Annotated in this window: 20 protein-coding genes and 4 tRNA genes; 12 read left to right on the forward strand and 12 right to left on the reverse strand. The window is 46.2% G+C overall.

Features of this window, described 5'->3' with window-relative positions:
- The first annotated feature begins 35 nt into the window (after positions 1-35).
- Both A1sIIB60_RS06440 and A1sIIB60_RS06445 read left to right on the forward strand, forming a co-directional pair.
- Entirely contained in the window at positions 36-476 is a 441-nt protein-coding gene (locus A1sIIB60_RS06440) for a hypothetical protein (RefSeq protein ID WP_095677719.1), read from the forward strand.
- 18 nt (positions 477-494) lie between these two features.
- On the forward strand, positions 495-1,595 hold the full coding sequence (locus A1sIIB60_RS06445) for a YncE family protein (RefSeq protein ID WP_095671638.1): 1,101 nt from the start codon (positions 495-497) through the stop codon (positions 1,593-1,595).
- On the opposite strand, the gene A1sIIB60_RS06450 is transcribed toward A1sIIB60_RS06445, so the two are convergent.
- On the reverse strand, positions 1,573-2,718 hold the full coding sequence (locus tag A1sIIB60_RS06450) for a D-alanyl-D-alanine carboxypeptidase (protein ID WP_223298679.1): 1,146 nt from the start codon (positions 2,716-2,718) through the stop codon (positions 1,573-1,575). The genes A1sIIB60_RS06445 and A1sIIB60_RS06450 overlap by 23 nt on opposite strands.
- A 56-nt stretch (positions 2,719-2,774) precedes the next feature.
- The gene (locus tag A1sIIB60_RS06455) at positions 2,775-3,122 is read right to left on the reverse strand and encodes a hypothetical protein (RefSeq protein ID WP_095671640.1); all 348 of its coding nucleotides are present in this window, start codon (positions 3,120-3,122) and stop codon (positions 2,775-2,777) included.
- A gap of 51 nt (positions 3,123-3,173) precedes the next feature.
- On the opposite strand from A1sIIB60_RS06455, the gene A1sIIB60_RS06460 reads away from it, so the two are divergent.
- Positions 3,174-3,818, forward strand: coding sequence for a TrmH family RNA methyltransferase (locus A1sIIB60_RS06460; RefSeq protein ID WP_095671641.1), 645 nt, complete (start codon positions 3,174-3,176; stop codon positions 3,816-3,818).
- On the opposite strand, the gene A1sIIB60_RS06465 is transcribed toward A1sIIB60_RS06460, so the two are convergent.
- The 3 genes from A1sIIB60_RS06465 to A1sIIB60_RS06475 are packed head-to-tail and all read right to left on the reverse strand — an operon-like array spanning position 3,807 to position 6,645.
- Positions 3,807-4,304, reverse strand: coding sequence for a low molecular weight protein-tyrosine-phosphatase (locus tag A1sIIB60_RS06465; protein WP_095671642.1), 498 nt, complete (start codon positions 4,302-4,304; stop codon positions 3,807-3,809). The two genes, A1sIIB60_RS06460 and A1sIIB60_RS06465, sit on opposite strands and share 12 nt — an antisense overlap.
- A gap of 7 nt (positions 4,305-4,311) precedes the next feature.
- A complete protein-coding gene (locus A1sIIB60_RS06470; protein ID WP_095689530.1) occupies positions 4,312-5,265 on the reverse strand; it encodes a tetratricopeptide repeat protein in 954 nt (317 codons plus the stop codon).
- A 24-nt stretch (positions 5,266-5,289) separates the two neighbouring features.
- Positions 5,290-6,645 carry a N,N-dimethylformamidase beta subunit family domain-containing protein gene (locus A1sIIB60_RS06475; protein ID WP_095671644.1) on the reverse strand — a complete coding sequence of 452 codons (1,356 nt, stop codon included), beginning with the start codon at positions 6,643-6,645 and terminating at the stop codon, positions 5,290-5,292.
- A gap of 98 nt (positions 6,646-6,743) precedes the next feature.
- Between A1sIIB60_RS06475 and A1sIIB60_RS06480 the strand changes: the two genes are divergently transcribed.
- From A1sIIB60_RS06480 to A1sIIB60_RS06495, 4 genes are read left to right on the forward strand one after another with little or no spacing between them, the layout of a single operon-like run.
- Positions 6,744-7,418 carry an energy-coupling factor ABC transporter permease gene (locus A1sIIB60_RS06480; RefSeq protein WP_095671866.1) on the forward strand — a complete coding sequence of 225 codons (675 nt, stop codon included), beginning with the start codon at positions 6,744-6,746 and terminating at the stop codon, positions 7,416-7,418.
- Positions 7,418-7,720 carry a PDGLE domain-containing protein gene (locus tag A1sIIB60_RS07325; RefSeq protein WP_095671645.1) on the forward strand — a complete coding sequence of 101 codons (303 nt, stop codon included), beginning with the start codon at positions 7,418-7,420 and terminating at the stop codon, positions 7,718-7,720. The genes A1sIIB60_RS06480 and A1sIIB60_RS07325 overlap by 1 nt, the downstream gene beginning before the upstream one ends.
- Positions 7,721-7,779: 59 nt before the next feature.
- A complete protein-coding gene (cbiQ, locus tag A1sIIB60_RS06490; protein WP_190276879.1) occupies positions 7,780-8,535 on the forward strand; it encodes a cobalt ECF transporter T component CbiQ in 756 nt (251 codons plus the stop codon).
- 2 nt (positions 8,536-8,537) lie between these two features.
- Positions 8,538-9,284 (forward strand): energy-coupling factor ABC transporter ATP-binding protein, encoded by a 747-nt coding sequence (locus A1sIIB60_RS06495; RefSeq protein WP_095671646.1) that lies wholly within the window; start codon positions 8,538-8,540, stop codon positions 9,282-9,284.
- On the opposite strand, the gene A1sIIB60_RS06500 is transcribed toward A1sIIB60_RS06495, so the two are convergent.
- The 4 genes from A1sIIB60_RS06500 to A1sIIB60_RS06515 all read right to left on the reverse strand — a co-directional run bounded on the left by A1sIIB60_RS06500 (position 9,273) and on the right by A1sIIB60_RS06515 (position 12,228).
- On the reverse strand, positions 9,273-10,181 hold the full coding sequence (locus tag A1sIIB60_RS06500) for a DMT family transporter (RefSeq protein ID WP_095671647.1): 909 nt from the start codon (positions 10,179-10,181) through the stop codon (positions 9,273-9,275). The two genes, A1sIIB60_RS06495 and A1sIIB60_RS06500, sit on opposite strands and share 12 nt — an antisense overlap.
- Before the next feature lies 1 nt (position 10,182).
- Positions 10,183-10,255: transfer RNA gene (locus tag A1sIIB60_RS06505), tRNA-Lys, on the reverse strand.
- Positions 10,256-10,311: 56 nt separating this feature from the next.
- Positions 10,312-11,175: a DUF6454 family protein gene (locus tag A1sIIB60_RS06510; RefSeq protein ID WP_095671648.1), complete on the reverse strand. Its 864-nt coding sequence runs from the start codon at positions 11,173-11,175 to the stop codon at positions 10,312-10,314.
- An 87-nt stretch (positions 11,176-11,262) separates the two neighbouring features.
- Positions 11,263-12,228 (reverse strand): L-threonylcarbamoyladenylate synthase, encoded by a 966-nt coding sequence (locus tag A1sIIB60_RS06515; RefSeq protein WP_095671868.1) that lies wholly within the window; start codon positions 12,226-12,228, stop codon positions 11,263-11,265.
- Positions 12,229-12,267: 39 nt separating this feature from the next.
- On the opposite strand from A1sIIB60_RS06515, the gene A1sIIB60_RS06520 reads away from it, so the two are divergent.
- The 5 genes from A1sIIB60_RS06520 (at position 12,268) to A1sIIB60_RS06540 (ending at position 14,658) form a co-directional block, all read left to right on the forward strand.
- Positions 12,268-13,398, forward strand: coding sequence for a glycosyltransferase (locus A1sIIB60_RS06520; protein WP_095671649.1), 1,131 nt, complete (start codon positions 12,268-12,270; stop codon positions 13,396-13,398).
- 61 nt (positions 13,399-13,459) lie between these two features.
- Entirely contained in the window at positions 13,460-14,185 is a 726-nt protein-coding gene (locus A1sIIB60_RS06525) for an SIMPL domain-containing protein (protein ID WP_095671650.1), read from the forward strand.
- A gap of 100 nt (positions 14,186-14,285) precedes the next feature.
- Positions 14,286-14,358, forward strand: a tRNA-Glu gene (locus tag A1sIIB60_RS06530).
- Between the two features lie 71 nt (positions 14,359-14,429).
- Positions 14,430-14,503 (forward strand) — tRNA-Asp (locus A1sIIB60_RS06535).
- Positions 14,504-14,584: 81 nt separating this feature from the next.
- Positions 14,585-14,658, forward strand: a tRNA-Phe gene (locus A1sIIB60_RS06540).
- Between the two features lie 5 nt (positions 14,659-14,663).
- Here A1sIIB60_RS06540 and A1sIIB60_RS06545 read toward each other — a convergent pair.
- The 3 genes from A1sIIB60_RS06545 to A1sIIB60_RS06555 are packed head-to-tail and all read right to left on the reverse strand — an operon-like array spanning position 14,664 to position 17,456.
- A complete protein-coding gene (locus A1sIIB60_RS06545; protein WP_095671651.1) occupies positions 14,664-16,199 on the reverse strand; it encodes a hypothetical protein in 1,536 nt (511 codons plus the stop codon).
- 18 nt (positions 16,200-16,217) lie between these two features.
- Complete coding sequence (locus A1sIIB60_RS06550; RefSeq protein ID WP_095671652.1) at positions 16,218-16,406, reverse strand: DUF5302 family protein; 189 nt, start codon at positions 16,404-16,406, stop codon at positions 16,218-16,220.
- A gap of 9 nt (positions 16,407-16,415) precedes the next feature.
- Entirely contained in the window at positions 16,416-17,456 is a 1,041-nt protein-coding gene (locus A1sIIB60_RS06555) for an MraY family glycosyltransferase (RefSeq protein WP_095671653.1), read from the reverse strand.
- Positions 17,457-17,459 lie beyond the last annotated feature (3 nt).

Genomic DNA, 17,459 nt, shown 5'->3' on the forward strand with positions numbered 1-17,459 from the left:
GCTAAAACTTGCTATCAAAGATAGGGATATGACCAATGACACCTCCAAAGAAGCCTGACTGGATCGAGATCGCCGAAAACGATGGCGGTTTAAATCAACCAGCACCTAAGGCAAAGAAGAGCGGTCCAGTACTTATTGCTGCGACTGCATTGGTTCTGACTTTCGGTGGCGCTGTTGTAGCCCAAACAAATCAAGGTGGGACTGGGGATACTCAGCAGCCTCAATTGGTGCAGGCATCGCAATCAGCCACAATGGCGACTCCGGCGCTAAGCGCCGTAACGCCACAATCAACATCTCCAAATTTATCTAGTTCTGTGCAATCACCGTCGATAAAAGCTCCTTCAATTGGCAAAAACACTCTTCCGGCCATTGCTACCCCACCAAATATGAATGGCGGAGATGACGATGATGAAGATGAGGACGAAGATGAGGACGAAGGTGATGACGAAGATGATGACGACCGTGACGATCATTAATGCCAGTAAAGTTAGCGAGTGCCTCGCAAACTAGTTAAGAAGATTTCACTGGCAGTTACTTGTCTGCTCCTAACTGGCATCGCTAGCCCGATTAGCCAGGCGAATAGCCAAGATCTTTCTGCTTCGAAAAAGATCGTTTTAGTAAAAACCATTAACGGTGCGATTGCACCTAAATCGGTTGAGGCATCAAATAGCGGGCTAGTCAGCGCCCATAACATGATGTATCGCCATAGCGTGACCCTTTATAACGCGCAGACGATGGAGCTTGAAGCTACGATTCCTGATTCGGTAAAACTCTCAGATTTTGGCTACTCGAAATATTCTGGAACATATAAAGGCTCACCTGTAGAAGGCGCCTTCTCTCCTGATGGCAATTATCTTTACTTCACAAATTATGCGATGTATGGCAAAGGCTTTAACAGAGAAGGAACCGACACTTGTTCTCCTAGCGATAACTACGATAAAAGTTTTCTATCGCGCGTAGAACTTTCAACTAAGAAAATTGATGCGATCTATCCTGTCGGTTCAGTTCCTAAGGTTGTTAAAGTCTCACCGGATAATAAATATATTCTTATATCGAATTGGTGTTCCTACACAGTCACAATCATTTCTGTAGAAACTCAACAGGTAGTAAAAACTATAAAAATTGGTCGATATCCGCGGGGCATTGCAATCACCAGCGATAGCAAATTCGCTTATGTTGCCGAAATGGGTGGAAACCGAATCCACCAGATCAACCTGGAAGATTTCTCAGTTAACTACATACCAATTGGATCAAACCCTCGTGCAATTGTGCTCTCCCCAGATAACACAAAACTTTATGCAACTTTGAATATCTCGGGAAAAGTTATCGCTTGGGACTTAGCTACAAATAAGGCGATTAAGAGCGTGGCTACTGGAAAATCCGCACGTAGTTTGGCGATCTCAACAGATGGCTCAGCGCTTTATGTAGTCAATTTTAGAAGTGGGACTCTATCTGTCGTCAGTACAGAAACAATGAAAGTCTTACAGAACGTAAAAGTCTGTAGCGAACCTATCGGAGTTACTTACGATCAAACCGAATCAAAGACCTGGGTGGCTTGTTACGGCGGTTCAATTAAAGTATTTGCACCTCAGTAACAACAGTTGCGCTTTCCGGTGCAGGGATAGCCAACGGCGCAGCAATCTTGGCTAGATAACGATCTAAAGTCTTGCGTGCACGATCACTTGCTGAATTAGTTCTACGAATCTTGTCGGCGATGATTACAAAAGCGTATTCACGATCTCCTGATTGCACATAGCCAGCAAGGCTTACCGTGCCGGTAAGAGTGCCGGTCTTTGCCTTAACCAAACCAACCGCATCTGGAGCCGTCTCGATATAGCGATTTCGTAGCGTTCCACTTTCTCCACCGACCGGAAGGCTCTCAATCAACCTTGAAAGAACCGGATCGGAATGAATTTTGTAGAGCAGTTGTGCAAGTGCGTGTGCAGTAACTTTATTCTGTCGCGATAAACCACTGGCATCGATAACGACTATCTGCGCTGGATTTATCCCAAATGAAATCAAAATTTCTGCGAAGGTAACTGCTACGCCTTCATCGTTAAATTCATTGCCGGCATACTTTGCTGCGATCTTAGCCATGCGTTCTGAAAGTTGGTTATCACTCCAAAGCAAGAACCAATCAAGCATCTTTATAACTTGTGGTGATTCTGAAGTTAAAATCTCTTCGCTAACTAATGAAGTAGCCTTTTCATCGCTTACCTTGATAAATGCAGCGGTAACTCCACGTTTCTTGTAGAAGGCTTTATAACTTGCAACTTCGTTGGCATAGATACCGTTGTAATAAACCTTTAACTTCTTTATCGAACCGCCTGAGCTCTCTTTAACTTTACTAAGGCTATTAAAGGCAATCCGTGGAAAAGAGGTGCGCTTCATCTTTGTTGCAACCCGATGATCCATCGAAATCCAAGGATCAAACTCGCCATCGATAACAATTGAATCAGGAACCGTGCCGAGTGAAACTCGAGTTGTAAAGACTTGGTCAGGCTGTAAGTGTTTTAAGGTGGCCGCGGCTGCAAGAATCTTCATTGTCGAAGCGGGCTTGCGTTGTGAAAATGCATTTGATTCAAAGACGATCTCGCCGGTGCTTACATCAATTAACGACACCGATGGATTACTTAACTCTGGCTCTACCGCTAGACGCGAGAAAACGCTGGCTGCTGAGATGGGATCAAATGCAGAAGCGCTAGGAGTGATAGCCAATACCGCTGCGGTCAGCAGCGCAGAGCGCCTAACAAAACTATTAAACAAGCGCTGTGTTACCCAACTGTGGCGATAAGAATATTGAGAACTGTTAGGCCAATTAACGTTAGCCAGATGCTCTTCTTTAATTCGCTCTTCTTCGCGTTTATGTAGCTAAGTACCAGAATGGCTAGGACTACCAAGAGCTTTATTCCAACTTTGGTGTGATCTAAGGTCTCATCTGGTTTTGCCGATGAATAAGTACCAACCATCACAAGACCTGCCAATAGCGCAGTCGCTGCGGAATGCATTACACCTTTAGAAAGTTTGCGAGGGCTTTTATTCCATTGCATAAGAAGCAGAATAAGAATTCCAGCGATCGCCAACATATGTGCGATATATGCGATCAGAAATACAGTCTCCATAGTTTCTAGCCCTTTCTAGCCTTTCTTGCATATTAAGTTTAGAGTGCGCACATGGAAATAAATACACCTGCCACGATCGGCCCAGGAGAATTTTTTCCTGTTGTAGGTGTTGGTCCTCATGAAAAACCTTGGCCAACAGGTGCTCAATATGACTCAGAATTGCTTGAGAATGGTGATCGTCGCAATGTTCTAGATCACTATCGCTATTGGTCCGTTGAAGCAATTGTTGCTGATCTCAATACTAAGCGCCATAAACTGCATATCGCTATTGAAAATTGGCAACATGACTTAAATATCGGTTCAGTTGTTCGAACTGCAAATGCCTTTAATGTTTCGGCCGTACATATCGTTGGAAAGCGTGACTGGAATAAGCGTGGCGCAATGGTTACAGATAGATACCTAACCGTTATTCATCACCCCACAATCGCCGACTTTGCAACTTGGTGTAAAGAAAATAACCTGCCGATTATCGGAATCGATAACGTCCCGACTTCTAAACAACTTGAAGGAGCGCAATTACCTGAATCATGTGTGCTTTTATTCGGACAAGAAGGCGCCGGAATGTCAGATGAAGGTATTGAAGTCTGCGAAGTGCTCTATGAGATACGCCAATATGGATCTACTCGTTCCATGAACGCTTCAGCTGCTGGCGCGATAGCGATGTATCACTGGGCGCTGCAACACCTACCTCGTTAACTCCTGCAGCAAACCATCTATCGCACGTTCCACCATTCCGAGAACTTCTTCGAATGCCGAATCAGGTAGCGAATAAGGATCTGGAACTTCGCGATCGCCAGCAATTGTGTAATCAAAGTCGCGCAAGAAATGAACTTTACCGTGCAGTTCTTGATTTTCAGTAAGCGACAAAACATTTCGGTGGTTGCTGCGATCCATCACCAAAATCAAATCAGATTTCTCCATTCGTGCAGCAGTCATTTCCGACGCGATGTGATCGAACTTGTAACCTGCTGCTTCCCAAGTTTTCTTGGAAGGTGGATTTGGACCTTCACCTACATGCCAATTTGAAGTTCCCGCACTATCGACCAGAATTTTCGGTGCGCTCCAAGTAGAAGTTCTATTTGCTAAAACCGCTGCCGCCATTGGAGAACGACAAATATTTCCTAGACAGACCATGGTGATTAAAAGTTCATCGCGATTTCGCAGATGAGATAAATCAGGCACGAGTTATTTAGTCGCCTAAATCATCCGAGACGGGGACATCTTCCATCGCCTCGCGCACAGCAACCAAGCGGCGGTCGATTTCATCTGCTTCAGCCATACGACCAAGAGCGCGAAGCACTTTGGTCATACGGGTTTCGATATCAACAATTAGTTCGAAATCCTTTGGTTCTTCTTCAGAAATAATCTGCAGAACACCATCTAACGTCGCCAGACCTTCATCGAGTTTTCCGAGTAGAACTTCGGCTTTTCCGTATTCGTAGAGCGCAAAGGTTTCACGGCGGTGATCATGGCCGGTTTCAAAGACATCGATCGCCTTGCGAGCAGCTTCGATCGCTTTTTCGCCATCGCCGAGTTCGACATAGCAAGATGCGATCTTCTGATCACAGCGTGCAACTTGAATAACTTCTTTTTCGGTCTTAAAAATCAAACGAGCTTCTTTAAAGGTAGTAATTGCCTGGTCGTACTGCTTTAGCTCGCGATATGCGCAACCAAGCAAATGGAGATCATTAGCGGCACCGATTTGATTTCCATCAACTAAATGCTCTTGCGCACATTCATCCATGATCTCGACAACTTTTACAAAGTTCTTCGAGGCATACCACCACTCACCCAATGTGCAGGCAAGTTCTAATGAGAGTGGAGATTTGCTCTCGCGCAAAATTTCCACAGCTTTGCTCATGGCAGTGGCCGCTTCATCCATACGCTTTAACTGATTTAAGTTATAACCAATTGCAGAGTAAGCCTGCGCAAGTCCTTCGCTAGATTCAGCAGCGCCGAGTTCAGAGAAGATATCGCGCGCGGTTTCGGCAAGTGCTAAAGCTTCGTCGTACTGTCCGCGTGCAAAAATTCGCGCACTTAATTCGTAATATGTATTTGCACGATCTGCGCCATGGACCTCTGGAATTCGATCCCAGAGCATCTCTTCGGTTACGAGCTCGTCCTGGCCTTCATCATCGCTCATGGCGGCGAGATTACTCTTAAATAATTAGGAAGGCGCGTTATATTGTGTAAACGCCATGCGCCAATTTCCCAACGGGCCAAGCGCTGCGCCTTTCAAAATATTCTCAGTTACTGCACGGATTTGCCGTTGGGTCGCCTTGTCGAAGCGGTGTCCCCATGGGCAGCGATCTTCCATCGCGCAAACCCAGCCATTTGTAGCCATATTCAGGGCGCCCGCACCGGATGGGCGTGTGTAATAAGTGGCCATTGATGGGACGGATTTTTCAAAAGGCAGAATTGAAGATCGCGCGATCGTCTCAACTGGCGGACCGTTAAATGTAATCGGAGTATCGGCTTCATAACCAACGACGCCTTTGATAACTGCCCCAGGTTTTAATACATCAAAAGGCCAGAGGCTGGTTTCAACGACCATATCTCGTTTAAAACCGAGTGAAAGATATTGCGAACCTAAGAGCGTGACTTCTGGTCGGCCTAAATCACGCCAAGGTGTAACGCCAGAAATCGTTTCGCCATTTATATCAATCCGGTTATAGGCGGTATTGCCACCAAGGACAATTAGATTAACTCCACGGTCAACCGCTGCTTCAACTGCATTGCGCATTTGCGTTGTCCAGTATTCGCTGTGTCCACCAAAGACCAGTGCCTTGGTCTTACTTGTTAAATCAGGGTTGCGATCTAAATCAAAGTCGGTGGCATAGTTAATGGAAAGACCTAGCTTTTCTGCTGCTTTTATTACGGGGTATTCCATGTAGCGGAACTGCCCCGATCCATCACCATCGTAAGGACGCGCAAAGGAAACTTCGCTGGCGCGAGTTTCGCGTTTTCCGTCAGGGCCTTTATAAAGGCTGTATCCACCCCACTGGTTGTAAGTCTGCCAAGTTATAACTGATGAGATAAAAGTTAAATCACTTTCAACGTCAGGATTGTTTATGACTAGCGGAATAAAAGTTGCTTCGCGATTTGGAGCCTGTAACTTAAACAAATATTGACCAGGCAGATACTTTTCAGAGGCGACAAAATTCCAACCATCTCTTGCAGATAAAGATGCAAAACGGCGAGCGCCAATGCCGTCGTAGTAACCCATGCGATAGATAGTGACCTTGGCTTTTTCACTTTCAACAAGGGTTAACTTCGCACTTTCTCCGCAACGAAGTGAGGTGGTATCGAAATAACCTTCTGCGCGATCAATTGCCTTGCGCCTTGAGAAATCTGCGCTGAGGCGAAATGGCACACCCTTGCTCCAGGTGGGATCGCCCTTTCGAGCGTTCTCAGATTGAACCCATCCCTGCCCCGGCTGCGAGCAGCTTTGTGCACGAGCAGGCGTTGCCATAGCTGTCGCTCCAGCAAGGACTACAAGGACGCTAACGATCAATTTACGCATGATGTGCGAAAGGATAGGCGCCCTTATTGGGTAGCGCCTGTGAGCCAACCAAGGATTTTGCAGATGCGAATGATTTGCATCTGGCTTACAATTTACGCATGCATATCCCTGATGGCTTTATCGACCTGCCCACCTCTGCCGCCTTCGCCGCGGTAGCCGCAGCAGGCGTTGCCATCTCCATCCGTGGCGCAAAATCTTCGCTTGATGAGAAGACCGCGCCGTTAGCCGGACTTACTGCAACCTTTATCTTTGCGGTGCAGATGCTCAATTTTCCGGTCGCTGCCGGAACTAGCGGACACTTACTTGGCGCAGGACTTGCTGCAGTATTGATTGGTCCTTATGCAGCAACTTTGGCGATAACAATTGTTTTGATCTTGCAAGCCCTGCTCTTTGCAGACGGTGGATTAAGCGCACTTGGCTTAAGTATCTTTAATATGTCACTCGTTGCCGTCTGGTTTGGTTACGGCGTCTTTCTCTTGGTTAAGAAGATTGCACCGAAGAAGAAACTTTCAATCAGCATCGCAGCGGCAATCGCAGCGTTGTTATCTGTACCAGCTGCTGCCGCAGGATTTGTTCTGCAATATGCAATCGGTGCCAATGCCACTTTCTCAGTCTCTGCAGTCTTCACTGCGATGATCGGTACACACTTCCTTATCGGAATCGGTGAAGCGCTAATTACCTTCTTCGCCGTTGGTGCAGTACTAGCCAGTCGCTCAGATTTGGTTTACGGATATAAGAACGAGAGTTCCAAACTAGAGATTCGTGCCAACTAATGAAGCAGAAAACATTTTTGATCACGGGGTTTATTGCCTCACTATTTCTTGCAGGAATTGTTTCGTTCTACGCATCGTCCAATCCTGATGGCCTAGAAAAGGTTGCTGGTGACATTGGTTTTATTGATACGGCGAAAGAGAACACCAATAGCGAAGGAATACTTGCTGACTATGGCGTCAAGGGCGTAGATAACCAGCGTCTTTCAACAGGTGCAGCAGGTGTAATTGGTGTTGTTGCCACGGGAGCAATTTCAACTGGACTCTTCTTCTTAATTCGCCGTAAATCTGGTGACAAAAAATAAAACTTCAGACCACAGAACTTGATCTCGTACATACCCATGGCCACCACCACGGCCACGATGTGGGCGAGCGACTTTATCTACACCGCCATTCAGTAACGCATTCACTGCCCTCACACGTAAAGATTCTGACCGTTCTTGTCTTCATCTCAGTCTCTGTTGCAACGCCAATTACTCGCTGGCCTGCATTTATCGCCTTTTTTAGCCTGCTTATCTTCACAGCAGTTATGAGCAAGATTCCGATTCTTCTGCTCTTTAAGCGTGCGTTAATTGAGATTCCATTTGTCTTCTTTGCAATCCTGATGCCATTTTTTGGTGAAGGTGAAAAGTTCTCCATCTTTGGCGTAATGGTTTATCGCGATGGTTTATTGGCTGGAACTTCTATTGTGGTTAAGGGAACGCTTGGCGTTCTAGCCGCGGTGATTCTTTCAACTACAACAACGGCGCGCGAAATCCTGCGGGGCTTAGAAAAACTCAAACTTCCAATGATCATGGTTCAGATCGCCTCATTTATGTTGCGCTATATCAATGTGATTAGCGATGAGATGGAGCGGATGAAAGTTGCCCGCGAGTCACGTGGCTTTATTGCAACTGGGATCAAACATTGGAAAGTTTTAGCAACCGCAGCAGCTGCTCTCTTTATTCGCTCTTACGAGCGCGGTGAACGAGTTCACTTAGCGATGCTCTCTCGCGGCTTCGATGGCGCACTTCCATCGCTAGATTCTCATTCCGTAACTACACGTGAATGGTTCACTGCGCTATCAATTCCAGGCCTCGCCTTAATTGCTTCAATAACCGCATCACTGATTGGTTGGTAGAAATGTCTAACGTCCCAAGCTTGCAGATCACCGAATTGGCATTTGCTTATCCCGATGGCAACCAGGCGTTGTATGGCGTAAATCTGACAATCCAAAAGGGTGAGCGCGTTGCACTACTAGGTCCTAACGGTGCCGGCAAGACAACACTGGTTATGCATATGAATGGAATTCACCCAACAATGCAGGGTGAAGTACGTATTTCAGGCGAGCTAGTCGATAGCAAAAATAAAGAGTCTCTAAAAGCGATTCGCTCCAAAGTAGGAATCGTCTTTCAAGATCCAGATGATCAACTATTTATGCCTACCGTTGGAGAAGATGTCGCCTTTGGACCGTACAACATGGGGCTCCGCGGTGAAGCGCTAGATAAAGTTGTTCAAGAAGCGTTAACCCAGGTTGGCATGTTGGATTTCATCGATCGCCCACCGCACCATTTATCTTTCGGACAACGTCGCCGTGTTGCTGTTGCAACAGTGCTTGCGATGAAGCCTGAGATCTTGGTCCTTGATGAACCATCTTCTAACTTAGATCCTGCTAGCAGGCGCGAACTTGCAGATATCTTGCGTTCGTTAGATATCACTATCGTCATGGTTACTCACGATCTGCCCTATGCCTTTGAACTCTGTGAGCGTTCGGTAATTCTCTCTGGCGGCATCATCGTTGCAGATGGCAAGACAGGCCAAATTCTCAACGATGAGAAGTTACTGAAGTCGCATCGCCTAGAACTACCGGTTGGGTTTTCATTTAACTAGCCGAAGTTTGATGCGATTTTGACCGATTGCAGCGCCCAGTAAAACAATGAGTGCTCCAACTGGTTCATACCAATGAATCTTCTCTTGTAAGAAGATCACACCAACAATCACCGCTACAACTGGCGTTAAATACGTGACGCTGCTCGCTATTGCACTTCCTGCCAGCGCCATAACTTTAAAGTTCCAAATGTATGCAAACCCGCTACCAAATACGCCAAGTGCGATCATCGCAAAAACAGGAGCTGCTTTGTATTCGTATGTATCAATACCGTTGTAGATAAAGAAGGGAAGCAAGGTGAGCGCACCAAGAGTTACTTGCCCAGCTGCAATAGATTCTGGCGCCAATTTATGCGGTAGAACGAAGCGGCGTGAATAAGGAAATGAAAACCCATAACAAGTAACAGCAGCAAGCAAAATTAGAATTGCCCAGAGCGGATTGTCACCAAGACCTTTCCAAGCACCTAAAACAGTTAATACTCCAGTAAACCCAATCAAGATACCTACTACCTGATGAAGTTTCGGTTTCTCTTTTCGCGTAACAACCATAATTGCTAGCAAAGTCATTAGAGGTGTTACCGCGTTAATAATTCCCGCTAGAACAGAAGTGACTTCCGTTTCGGCTAGCGCGAAGAAGACCCCTGGAATAACATTTAAAAGTAGTGAAACAACCCAAAGGTGAAATAGAACCTTCTTTGATTCGGGAAGTGCAATTCCTTTGTACTTAGCCCATGCCAGCAAAGTCAGCGCACCAAGTGCACAGCGACCAAAGGCAACTCCAAATGGAGTTAGAAATTCAAGGCCCAATTTGATAAATATGAATGAACAGCCCCAGACAACTCCTAAGGCTAGGTAGATCGGTAGCCACGAACTATCTTTCTGTGGCTGCGAGGATGACACGTGGGCCCTGTCGGGCTCGAACCGACGACCCACGGATTAAAAGTCCGTTGCTCTACCGACTGAGCTAAAGGCCCCACTGTATTTCGGCGAAAGTAGCACCGAACACTCGCCGTATCTTAGCGGAGTTTTATCACCGTCTAACAGCTTTATAGGTGCTAAGTGAGGTGCCACCGAGATCATCCCCGTCATCGGGTGCAACGTGGAGAAAAAGATCTTCTCCTGTAATCGACAGGGAAAATGGATTTCTGGTGAGCACATGCCCAGCCTTTGTGTGCGAATAGATCGGTATTTCATGAACTATTTTTTTGGTTTTAAAATCTAGTAAGGCTAGGCCGCCAAGTTCTGATGCCATTTGTTTTTCAGCTTCTTCATTGGATAAGAGTACTGAAATCCCACTAGCGATCACTTCACCAGAATTGAGAAAAATCGCGTCTTGATAATCAACGAAGTGGCTGGGGTTTTTCCATTGTTCAATTTCTTCACCTTTTTGATTCCACACATAAAGCACACGGGATCCCCAATTGCCTCCATAAATCAATGATTTTTCTGGGTCTGGCACAGCCCAGCCAATGGAATCATTTATACGAAAAACTTCACGAATTGAAAAATCAAATGCATTAACTGCAACAACCATGCTGCGTGCATGAGGTCTATATTCTCCAACTGGAATCCAAATATCTTCTCCATCAAAATCTATTCCACCCGGATGGTACATAGATCCTTCACCGATAATCAGGTCTTTTATTAGCGACCCAGACCGATTCGCAATAAATAGGTGACCAACACCGCTACCCGGTGTTGATTTATTTGGATCAAAAACATTTTGTGGGGGCTCATTAACTTCAACAGATGAGAGAAAGACATAATTTTCTGTAACAACTAAGCCTTGCGGATGATATGTAGGAAACTTAAATGAAATTGAATCTTCAAGTTGCCACTGGGTAGTGCGATCGCAGGCTAGGAAACTTTCACGTATTTCTTGACTGTTACGCATAGCCGAAAGCCTACCAACCTGATTTACGAAAACCATATTTATTTTGATCACTAGACCTACGCAAAATCTTCATGTTCCAAAAGAGTTCTATCTCCCCTTTGACGCTCGCAATAAGCGGTCGCGGATGGCGAGGGCCAATCCATTGCCAGTTGGCTCTTGAACTACAACAGTTTTGAGGCCTTTTTTATCAGCTTCGCGAAGTGCTGAGTAAATAACGCGTGCGAATTCTTCTACTGTTTTTGGTGAAGCTAAACGAATAACACTTTCGGGTGTTTCAAATTCTGCGAGAGCAATAAAACCTTCTGTGGCAATTGGTGTTCGATTTAATTCAACGGTTGCACTTGGCGCGTAATGGTTTTCAAGCGATCCACTAACACGGATATCTGTTGCCTCGGTTAGAACTTTCAATCCAGTGACTTCTTCAATCATCTCGGTTGTGATTGCTCCTGGGCGCAAGATACGAGGAGCGGTAGATGTGCAATCGATGATCGTTGATTCAACTCCTACCGATGATGAACCGCCATCGAGGATTTGATCGGTTGGCGCTAGATAGTTAGCAAGCTCTTCGCGCACTGCATCTGCAGTCGTTGGCGAAACATGGCCAAAGCGATTGGCACTGGGCGCAGCAATTCCTTTGCCGCCAATCTTTTCAAAAGCAGATAGCAAGGCAAGTGCAACAACGTGGTCAGGTACTCGTAAACCAACTGTTGGTTGGCCACCAGTTACAAAATCTTCGGCGAGTATTGAGCGCTTTAGAACTAGCGTCATCGGACCCGGCCAGAAGTTGCGAGCAAGTGCGATTGCGTAGTCAGGGATTTCATCTGCCCACTCACCTATTGCTTGCATTGAATGGATATGAACAATTAGCGGATGATCTGCGGGGCGACCTTTTGCTTGATAAATGCGAGCAACGGCTGCAGCGTTTGTGGCATCGGCGCCAAGGCCATAAACAGTTTCGGTGGGAAAAGCGACAAGGCCACCGTCTTTAACCAACTGGGCTGCTGTTGTTAGAGCGTCAGCGGTGCAATTTGAGACGAATTCACCACTGGTCATGTGCGCAATTATCGCGCCTTTTTGCGAGAAGATAACCACATGGCCGCGCAGGTAAAGGTAATGCAGATAATCGCCCGCATGAATGTGGGTGGTCCTGCTGTGATCGTGGCCGAACTCATGCGCGGGCTAGATAAAAGCCAGTTCGAGCAAATCTTGGTAACTGGTTATTGCGATGAGAATGAAGCAGATTATTTAGATACCGTTGCCAAAGATGTTAAAGCGACGCGCATTGCAGGTTTGGGGCGATCAGTTTCTTTGATTGCTGACCTCAAAGCATTTTTTGGTCTGGTTTCACTAATTCGTAAATACAAACCAGATGTAATTCATACCCACACCGCTAAAGCCGGAGTGCTGGGTCGATTGGCATCTTTGTTAGGGGGTCGCGGAGCAGTGCGCGTTCATACATTCCACGGACACTTACTGCATGGGTATTTCAGTTCTGCGTTAACTAAATTAGTTATATTGATTGAGAAGTTCCTTGCCGCGCGCACCAGCGTGTTAATCGCAATTGGCAGCAAAGTAAAAGAAGATCTATTGGCAGCCGGAATTGGTCGCGCCCATAAGTACCGAGTCTTCTTCCCCGGTTTGCCTGCGCCAAAGACTGGTTCTAAAGCAGCGGCCCAGAGCGCGCTAGGTATTTCTTCTGAAGTCTTGTACTGCACTTTCGTTGGTCGCTTAACGCAGATTAAACGCCCCGATCGTTTATTAGATGTGGCCGCTGAATGTAAGCGCCGTGGAATTGATCTTCGTTTCTTGGTTGCCGGCGAAGGCGAACTATTTGAGAGTTCAAAGCAGCGCGCACTGAAAGATCAATTAAATGTGACCTTCTTTGGCTGGCGCAGTGATATCGATCAGATATTTGCGTCAAGTGATATCGCGATTCTGACTTCAGATAATGAAGGTATTCCACTTACTTTGATCCAAGCAGCACAAGCTGGTCTACCAATTGTTGCGACAAACGTTGGTTCGATCTCGGATATCGTCATAAATGAGAGCACGGGCTATCTCACCGCAACAACTGCCACAGAAATGGCTGATGCGATTGAGAAATTGGTGCGTGACCCACAACTTCGCCAAATGATGGGCGCTGCAGGAAAAGCACATGCCGAGCGCTATTTCTCGCTAGATCGCATGATCAAAGACCACTCAGATCTATATCGCTCGCTATAAATCACACCTTTTTCACAGAACCTCCACAGTCACGTATAACTAAATAGGAGATACTTATCCCATGATAACTACACGTACTCGCAAAATAGCCGCCGCACTAATCGCACTGACATTAGTTGGGGGAATTGCAGCTTCACTTCCCGCAGAGGCAGCAACCACTGCTACTCGCTATGTCACCGTTAACTCTGATGGATCTGTAAAGGTCACTCCAGATGCGGTTCGCCTAAATGCGAATGTAAGCGTTGTCGCAGGATCAAATAAAGAAGCGCTGGCAAAGACCTCAACTTCAGCAGCTGCTGTTCGCGCTGCTTTAACTGCTGCAGGTATTGCTAAGGCAGATATCGCAACCCAGAGCATCAGCGTCTATCCCGAGTACAACTACACCCAAGATAAAGGTTCAGTTCTAATCGGCTACCGCGGATCACAAGGTTTTGTCGTAACTATTAAGAACGCTGAAAACGCTGGTGCAGTTGTAGATGCTGTAGTTGCAGCTGGTGGAGATAACTTGCAGATTCAAGGCGTAACTCCATTTGTTCTCGATTCATCAAAGGCAACAGAATCAGCGCGTGCAAATGCGGTGAAGAACGCCAAGGCGAAGGCTGCTTCATATGCGAAGTTGCTCGATACAAAACTTGGTCGCGTTAATTACTTAGTTGAGAACTCAAGCCCAGTTAACTATCCACCAGTAATGGCGATGGCAAAGGCTGCAGATTCAGAAGCGACTGTTGTTGATTTAGGTCAGCAAGATGTAACTGTCTCAATCACTATTCAGTGGGCGCTTCTTTAAAATACATCGCCTTTTCTCGCTGTAATTCGCGCTTTTGCGCGGGCATTTAACCAATTTGGGTTAGCGCCCCTCTAACGGGTACGATTTGCGAGCCTCAAACGTCCCCATCGTCTAGGGGCCTAGGACATCGCCCTTTCACGGCGGTAACACGGGTTCGAATCCCGTTGGGGGCACGCAAGGCCGAATTTATTCGGTGCAACGGCTTTAAGGTGACATAAGAGCCACTTATGTTTTCATTCTTTAAGGCCCGGTAGCGCAGTTGGTTAGCGCGCCGCCCTGTCACGGCGGAGGTCGCGGGTTCAAGTCCCGTCCGGGTCGCGAGAAGAGAGTGTCCACACACTCTCTTCTTTTTTAATAGTTTTTAACTATTGAAATCACAATTGAATATTGGCTCTTTAAGGCCCGGTAGCTCAGTTGGTACGAGCGCGCGACTGAAAATCGTGAGGTCGACAGTTCGATCCTGTCCCGAGCCACAAGATTATTTTTTAAGTTTAAATCCCGCAGGGCACTTGGGGTTAGATCCAGAAACCTTTTTGCTTTTATTTCCTTTTTTGCAGGTAATTGATTTAGTTGCGACTTTTGCTGCTTTGTTGATCAGTTTTATCTTTATCTCGGGTGCAGAGAACGTAAAGCCACTGGCATCGAAGTAGATCCAGTCCTTCGAAGTTCTTAGCGAACTTACAGCAATATTCCGAGTACCTTCAGAATTGGTAATGCTGATAGTCGCTGATGCTCTTGTAGTATCAAAGTTCCAAAGGCAATCAGCCTTCTTTTTTGAGATAGCCAAGCTGTAGCTACCTTTATTTACATTACCGTTTCTGTCCAAGTGAGTAGATGCGATCCGGTAGCTAAGCGTGCTGGTCTGTTTATCCCATACAGGCGGATTTACTGAATACAACATTGCATTGCTAGTTGCGAAACTGAAACTCTTTGGATCGGCGCAGGAATCCAACTTATTACTATTCTTAGCATTGGAAAATGTCCATCGTTCTAATTCGCCGTTTTGAATTACGGATTCCTCAGTTGCATCAAAAAGTGCTAAGGCGACTTCATCGTTTGAGTTGGTGAAAAACATGGAGCTTCCTAAAGTGCAAATTTCGGGTGCTCTCGGAAAAAACTTGGACATTACTGAACTGATTTTTGTTAGACATTCTTCTTGAGACTCAAGCATTGAAAATCCCATGGGATAAACCACAGGTCTTCCCGATATTGTGAGTTTTTCTGCTTTGAAATCAACCGTGGGTTTTTCTAATCTTCCGACTGCCCAGGTCCCAATTCTTGAGGACAAGAAATCTGTTCTAATTGTCATTCTGAACTCAGAATCTTGAGGAAAGCTAAAAATAGAAGCTCCCAGTTCAACTCCAAGGGAATCGCAATTGAAACCCATTTCAGCACATTTCCATGACCAGGGTTGAATCATTCCGTTTAGCTCTGAAAAGCCTAACTCTGGATTGAAGGCGATGCGTTCATTTATAAGGGAACTTTTGAATTGGACGATCGCTAAGTAGCTAACTCCATCTCTGTGAGGATTAGCTGGAAAGTCCCAAGATGAGGCGACGCCGCCTGCAGCCATCTGCGACAACTTGTCCGCAGGCCATGTTCCATATTCAAATTCACGTGGAAATCTACTTTGAGAGATTTGCAGTTTTTTTACATCTAGTTGGTATGTAGAAAGGGTTCCCTTGGTCCAGGTTCCTTCGCCAACTTTTCTACTTTCAACAGATTCAATACATGTTTGATCTGATGGCTTGAGGCATGCCGGCAAAATTGCTTGATAGTGCGGCAGGGATCTTGTGGGGTCAACATCTTCGCTGGGTCTAACGCGATAACTGTAACGCTCGCCAAAAAAACCATCTGCTGATTGATTGAAAGTTATTTGGAACTGGCCTTTTTTAGGCGGTAGAAGTTTTCCATTCAACACATTCTTCGAATCTTCTGCAGTCGCACCAGATGCACCAGCGATTGAAAAAACGAGAAGAATTGCAAAAAGTTTAGGAGCTTTAAAACTTTTCACTTGAAAATTAAGCGGGAATTAACCAGCAGATCCTGAACCAGATGGTCCAGCTTTGCGCTGAACTTGTGGGGCGCCGCCGCTGCGTTGACCACCACGAATCTTGGAACCGCCCTCGGCGTGAGTCTGTGTTCCTGGTGCGCCCTTTTTACCTTTTTTCGCTTCAAGGGCAGCGAGCATTCTCGCCTTTACGTCGTCGTTGTTAGCCATGTGTGCAGTCTACCCCTCAGATGGAATACGTAAGAAGTAAACCAATTTAACGAGCCAAGCAACTCCACCAAGTGCCATTAATTGATAACCCAAGGTATCTGGCCAGGTGTAGATAGCGAGTGCGAGTGCGCCATAGAAGGCGGCAAATCCCCACAAAGTAAATGCAGTTGCCCGACGTTGTAAGCCAGCGCGCATTAGGCGATGTGAAAGGTGATCGGTACCGCCTTGAAACGGTGAAATACCACGATAAATGCGCGAAGTGACAGCCACAGTTGTATCCAAGATCGGAACTGCCATTAGCGCCAATGGAATCGCAAAAGATTTAATCTGCGGAACAACGCCTGGGCTGAGGCGAATAGTTAAAACCGAGATGATGATTCCGAGAAAGAGCGCGCCAGCATCGCCCATATAGATCTTGGCTGGAGCACGGTTCCACATAAGAAATCCTGCTGTGGCGCCTGCGGTAACTATTGCAAGGGCGCTCACCAAAATCTGTTGGCGGTCATATGCAATAAAGAATAGGAAGAAGGTAATAACTGCAACTGTGCCTGCAGCTCCACCGTCTAGGTTGTCGAAGAAGTTAATTGAGTTACAAACACCAACAATCCAGAGAACAGAGACTGCATAGTTTAGAAAAGTATTATTGAAGGCTACGCCCATGGTGTCGGTCGAAGTCAGAATCACCGCAACGATTACACCGGTTGCAGTTTGTGCTATTAAACGCGGCCATGGTTCTAAGCCTTTTAGATCATCAATTAATCCCATAAGCGAAATTGCCATCGCTGGAACCAATACGAAACTTGCTAAGCGAAAAGTCTCCATTGAAAAATCGACTGCAAGCAGAGAACCGTAAGAAGCCCCGACAACGCCAATCGCGATTGCAACGCCACCTAAATAGGGAACTGGCTCCTTCTGAGATTTACGTGCCAAGTTGGGGGCATCGACTGCGCCAACGCTAATTGCGATCTTGCGCATCAGCGGCGTAATTGCACCAACAAAGATAAATGTGAGCGCGCCAAGTAAAAGGAATTGCGAAACTGAATATTCCATCTG

The sequence above is a fragment of the Candidatus Planktophila lacus genome (assembly GCF_002288385.1).
Lineage (GTDB): Bacteria > Actinomycetota > Actinomycetes > Nanopelagicales > Nanopelagicaceae > Planktophila > Planktophila lacus_D.

Bases quoted from the DNA above. Each gene is read 5' to 3' on its own strand.
- A1sIIB60_RS06440 (WP_095677719.1), top strand. From the start codon at position 36: ATGACACCTCCAAAGAAGCCTGACTGGATCGAGATCGCCGAAAACGAT.
- A1sIIB60_RS06455 (WP_095671640.1), bottom strand. From the start codon at position 3,122: ATGGAGACTGTATTTCTGATCGCATATATCGCACATATGTTGGCGATC.
- A1sIIB60_RS06460 (WP_095671641.1), top strand. From the start codon at position 3,174: ATGGAAATAAATACACCTGCCACGATCGGCCCAGGAGAATTTTTTCCT.
- A1sIIB60_RS06470 (WP_095689530.1), bottom strand. From the start codon at position 5,265: ATGAGCGATGATGAAGGCCAGGACGAGCTCGTAACCGAAGAGATGCTC.
- A1sIIB60_RS06475 (WP_095671644.1), bottom strand. From the start codon at position 6,645: ATGCGTAAATTGATCGTTAGCGTCCTTGTAGTCCTTGCTGGAGCGACA.
- A1sIIB60_RS06480 (WP_095671866.1), top strand. From the start codon at position 6,744: ATGCATATCCCTGATGGCTTTATCGACCTGCCCACCTCTGCCGCCTTC.
- A1sIIB60_RS07325 (WP_095671645.1), top strand. From the start codon at position 7,418: ATGAAGCAGAAAACATTTTTGATCACGGGGTTTATTGCCTCACTATTT.
- A1sIIB60_RS06495 (WP_095671646.1), top strand. From the start codon at position 8,538: ATGTCTAACGTCCCAAGCTTGCAGATCACCGAATTGGCATTTGCTTAT.
- A1sIIB60_RS06510 (WP_095671648.1), bottom strand. From the start codon at position 11,175: ATGCGTAACAGTCAAGAAATACGTGAAAGTTTCCTAGCCTGCGATCGC.
- A1sIIB60_RS06515 (WP_095671868.1), bottom strand. From the start codon at position 12,228: ATGACCAGTGGTGAATTCGTCTCAAATTGCACCGCTGACGCTCTAACA.
- A1sIIB60_RS06520 (WP_095671649.1), top strand. From the start codon at position 12,268: ATGGCCGCGCAGGTAAAGGTAATGCAGATAATCGCCCGCATGAATGTG.
- A1sIIB60_RS06525 (WP_095671650.1), top strand. From the start codon at position 13,460: ATGATAACTACACGTACTCGCAAAATAGCCGCCGCACTAATCGCACTG.
- A1sIIB60_RS06550 (WP_095671652.1), bottom strand. From the start codon at position 16,406: ATGGCTAACAACGACGACGTAAAGGCGAGAATGCTCGCTGCCCTTGAA.
- A1sIIB60_RS06555 (WP_095671653.1), bottom strand. From the start codon at position 17,456: ATGGAATATTCAGTTTCGCAATTCCTTTTACTTGGCGCGCTCACATTT.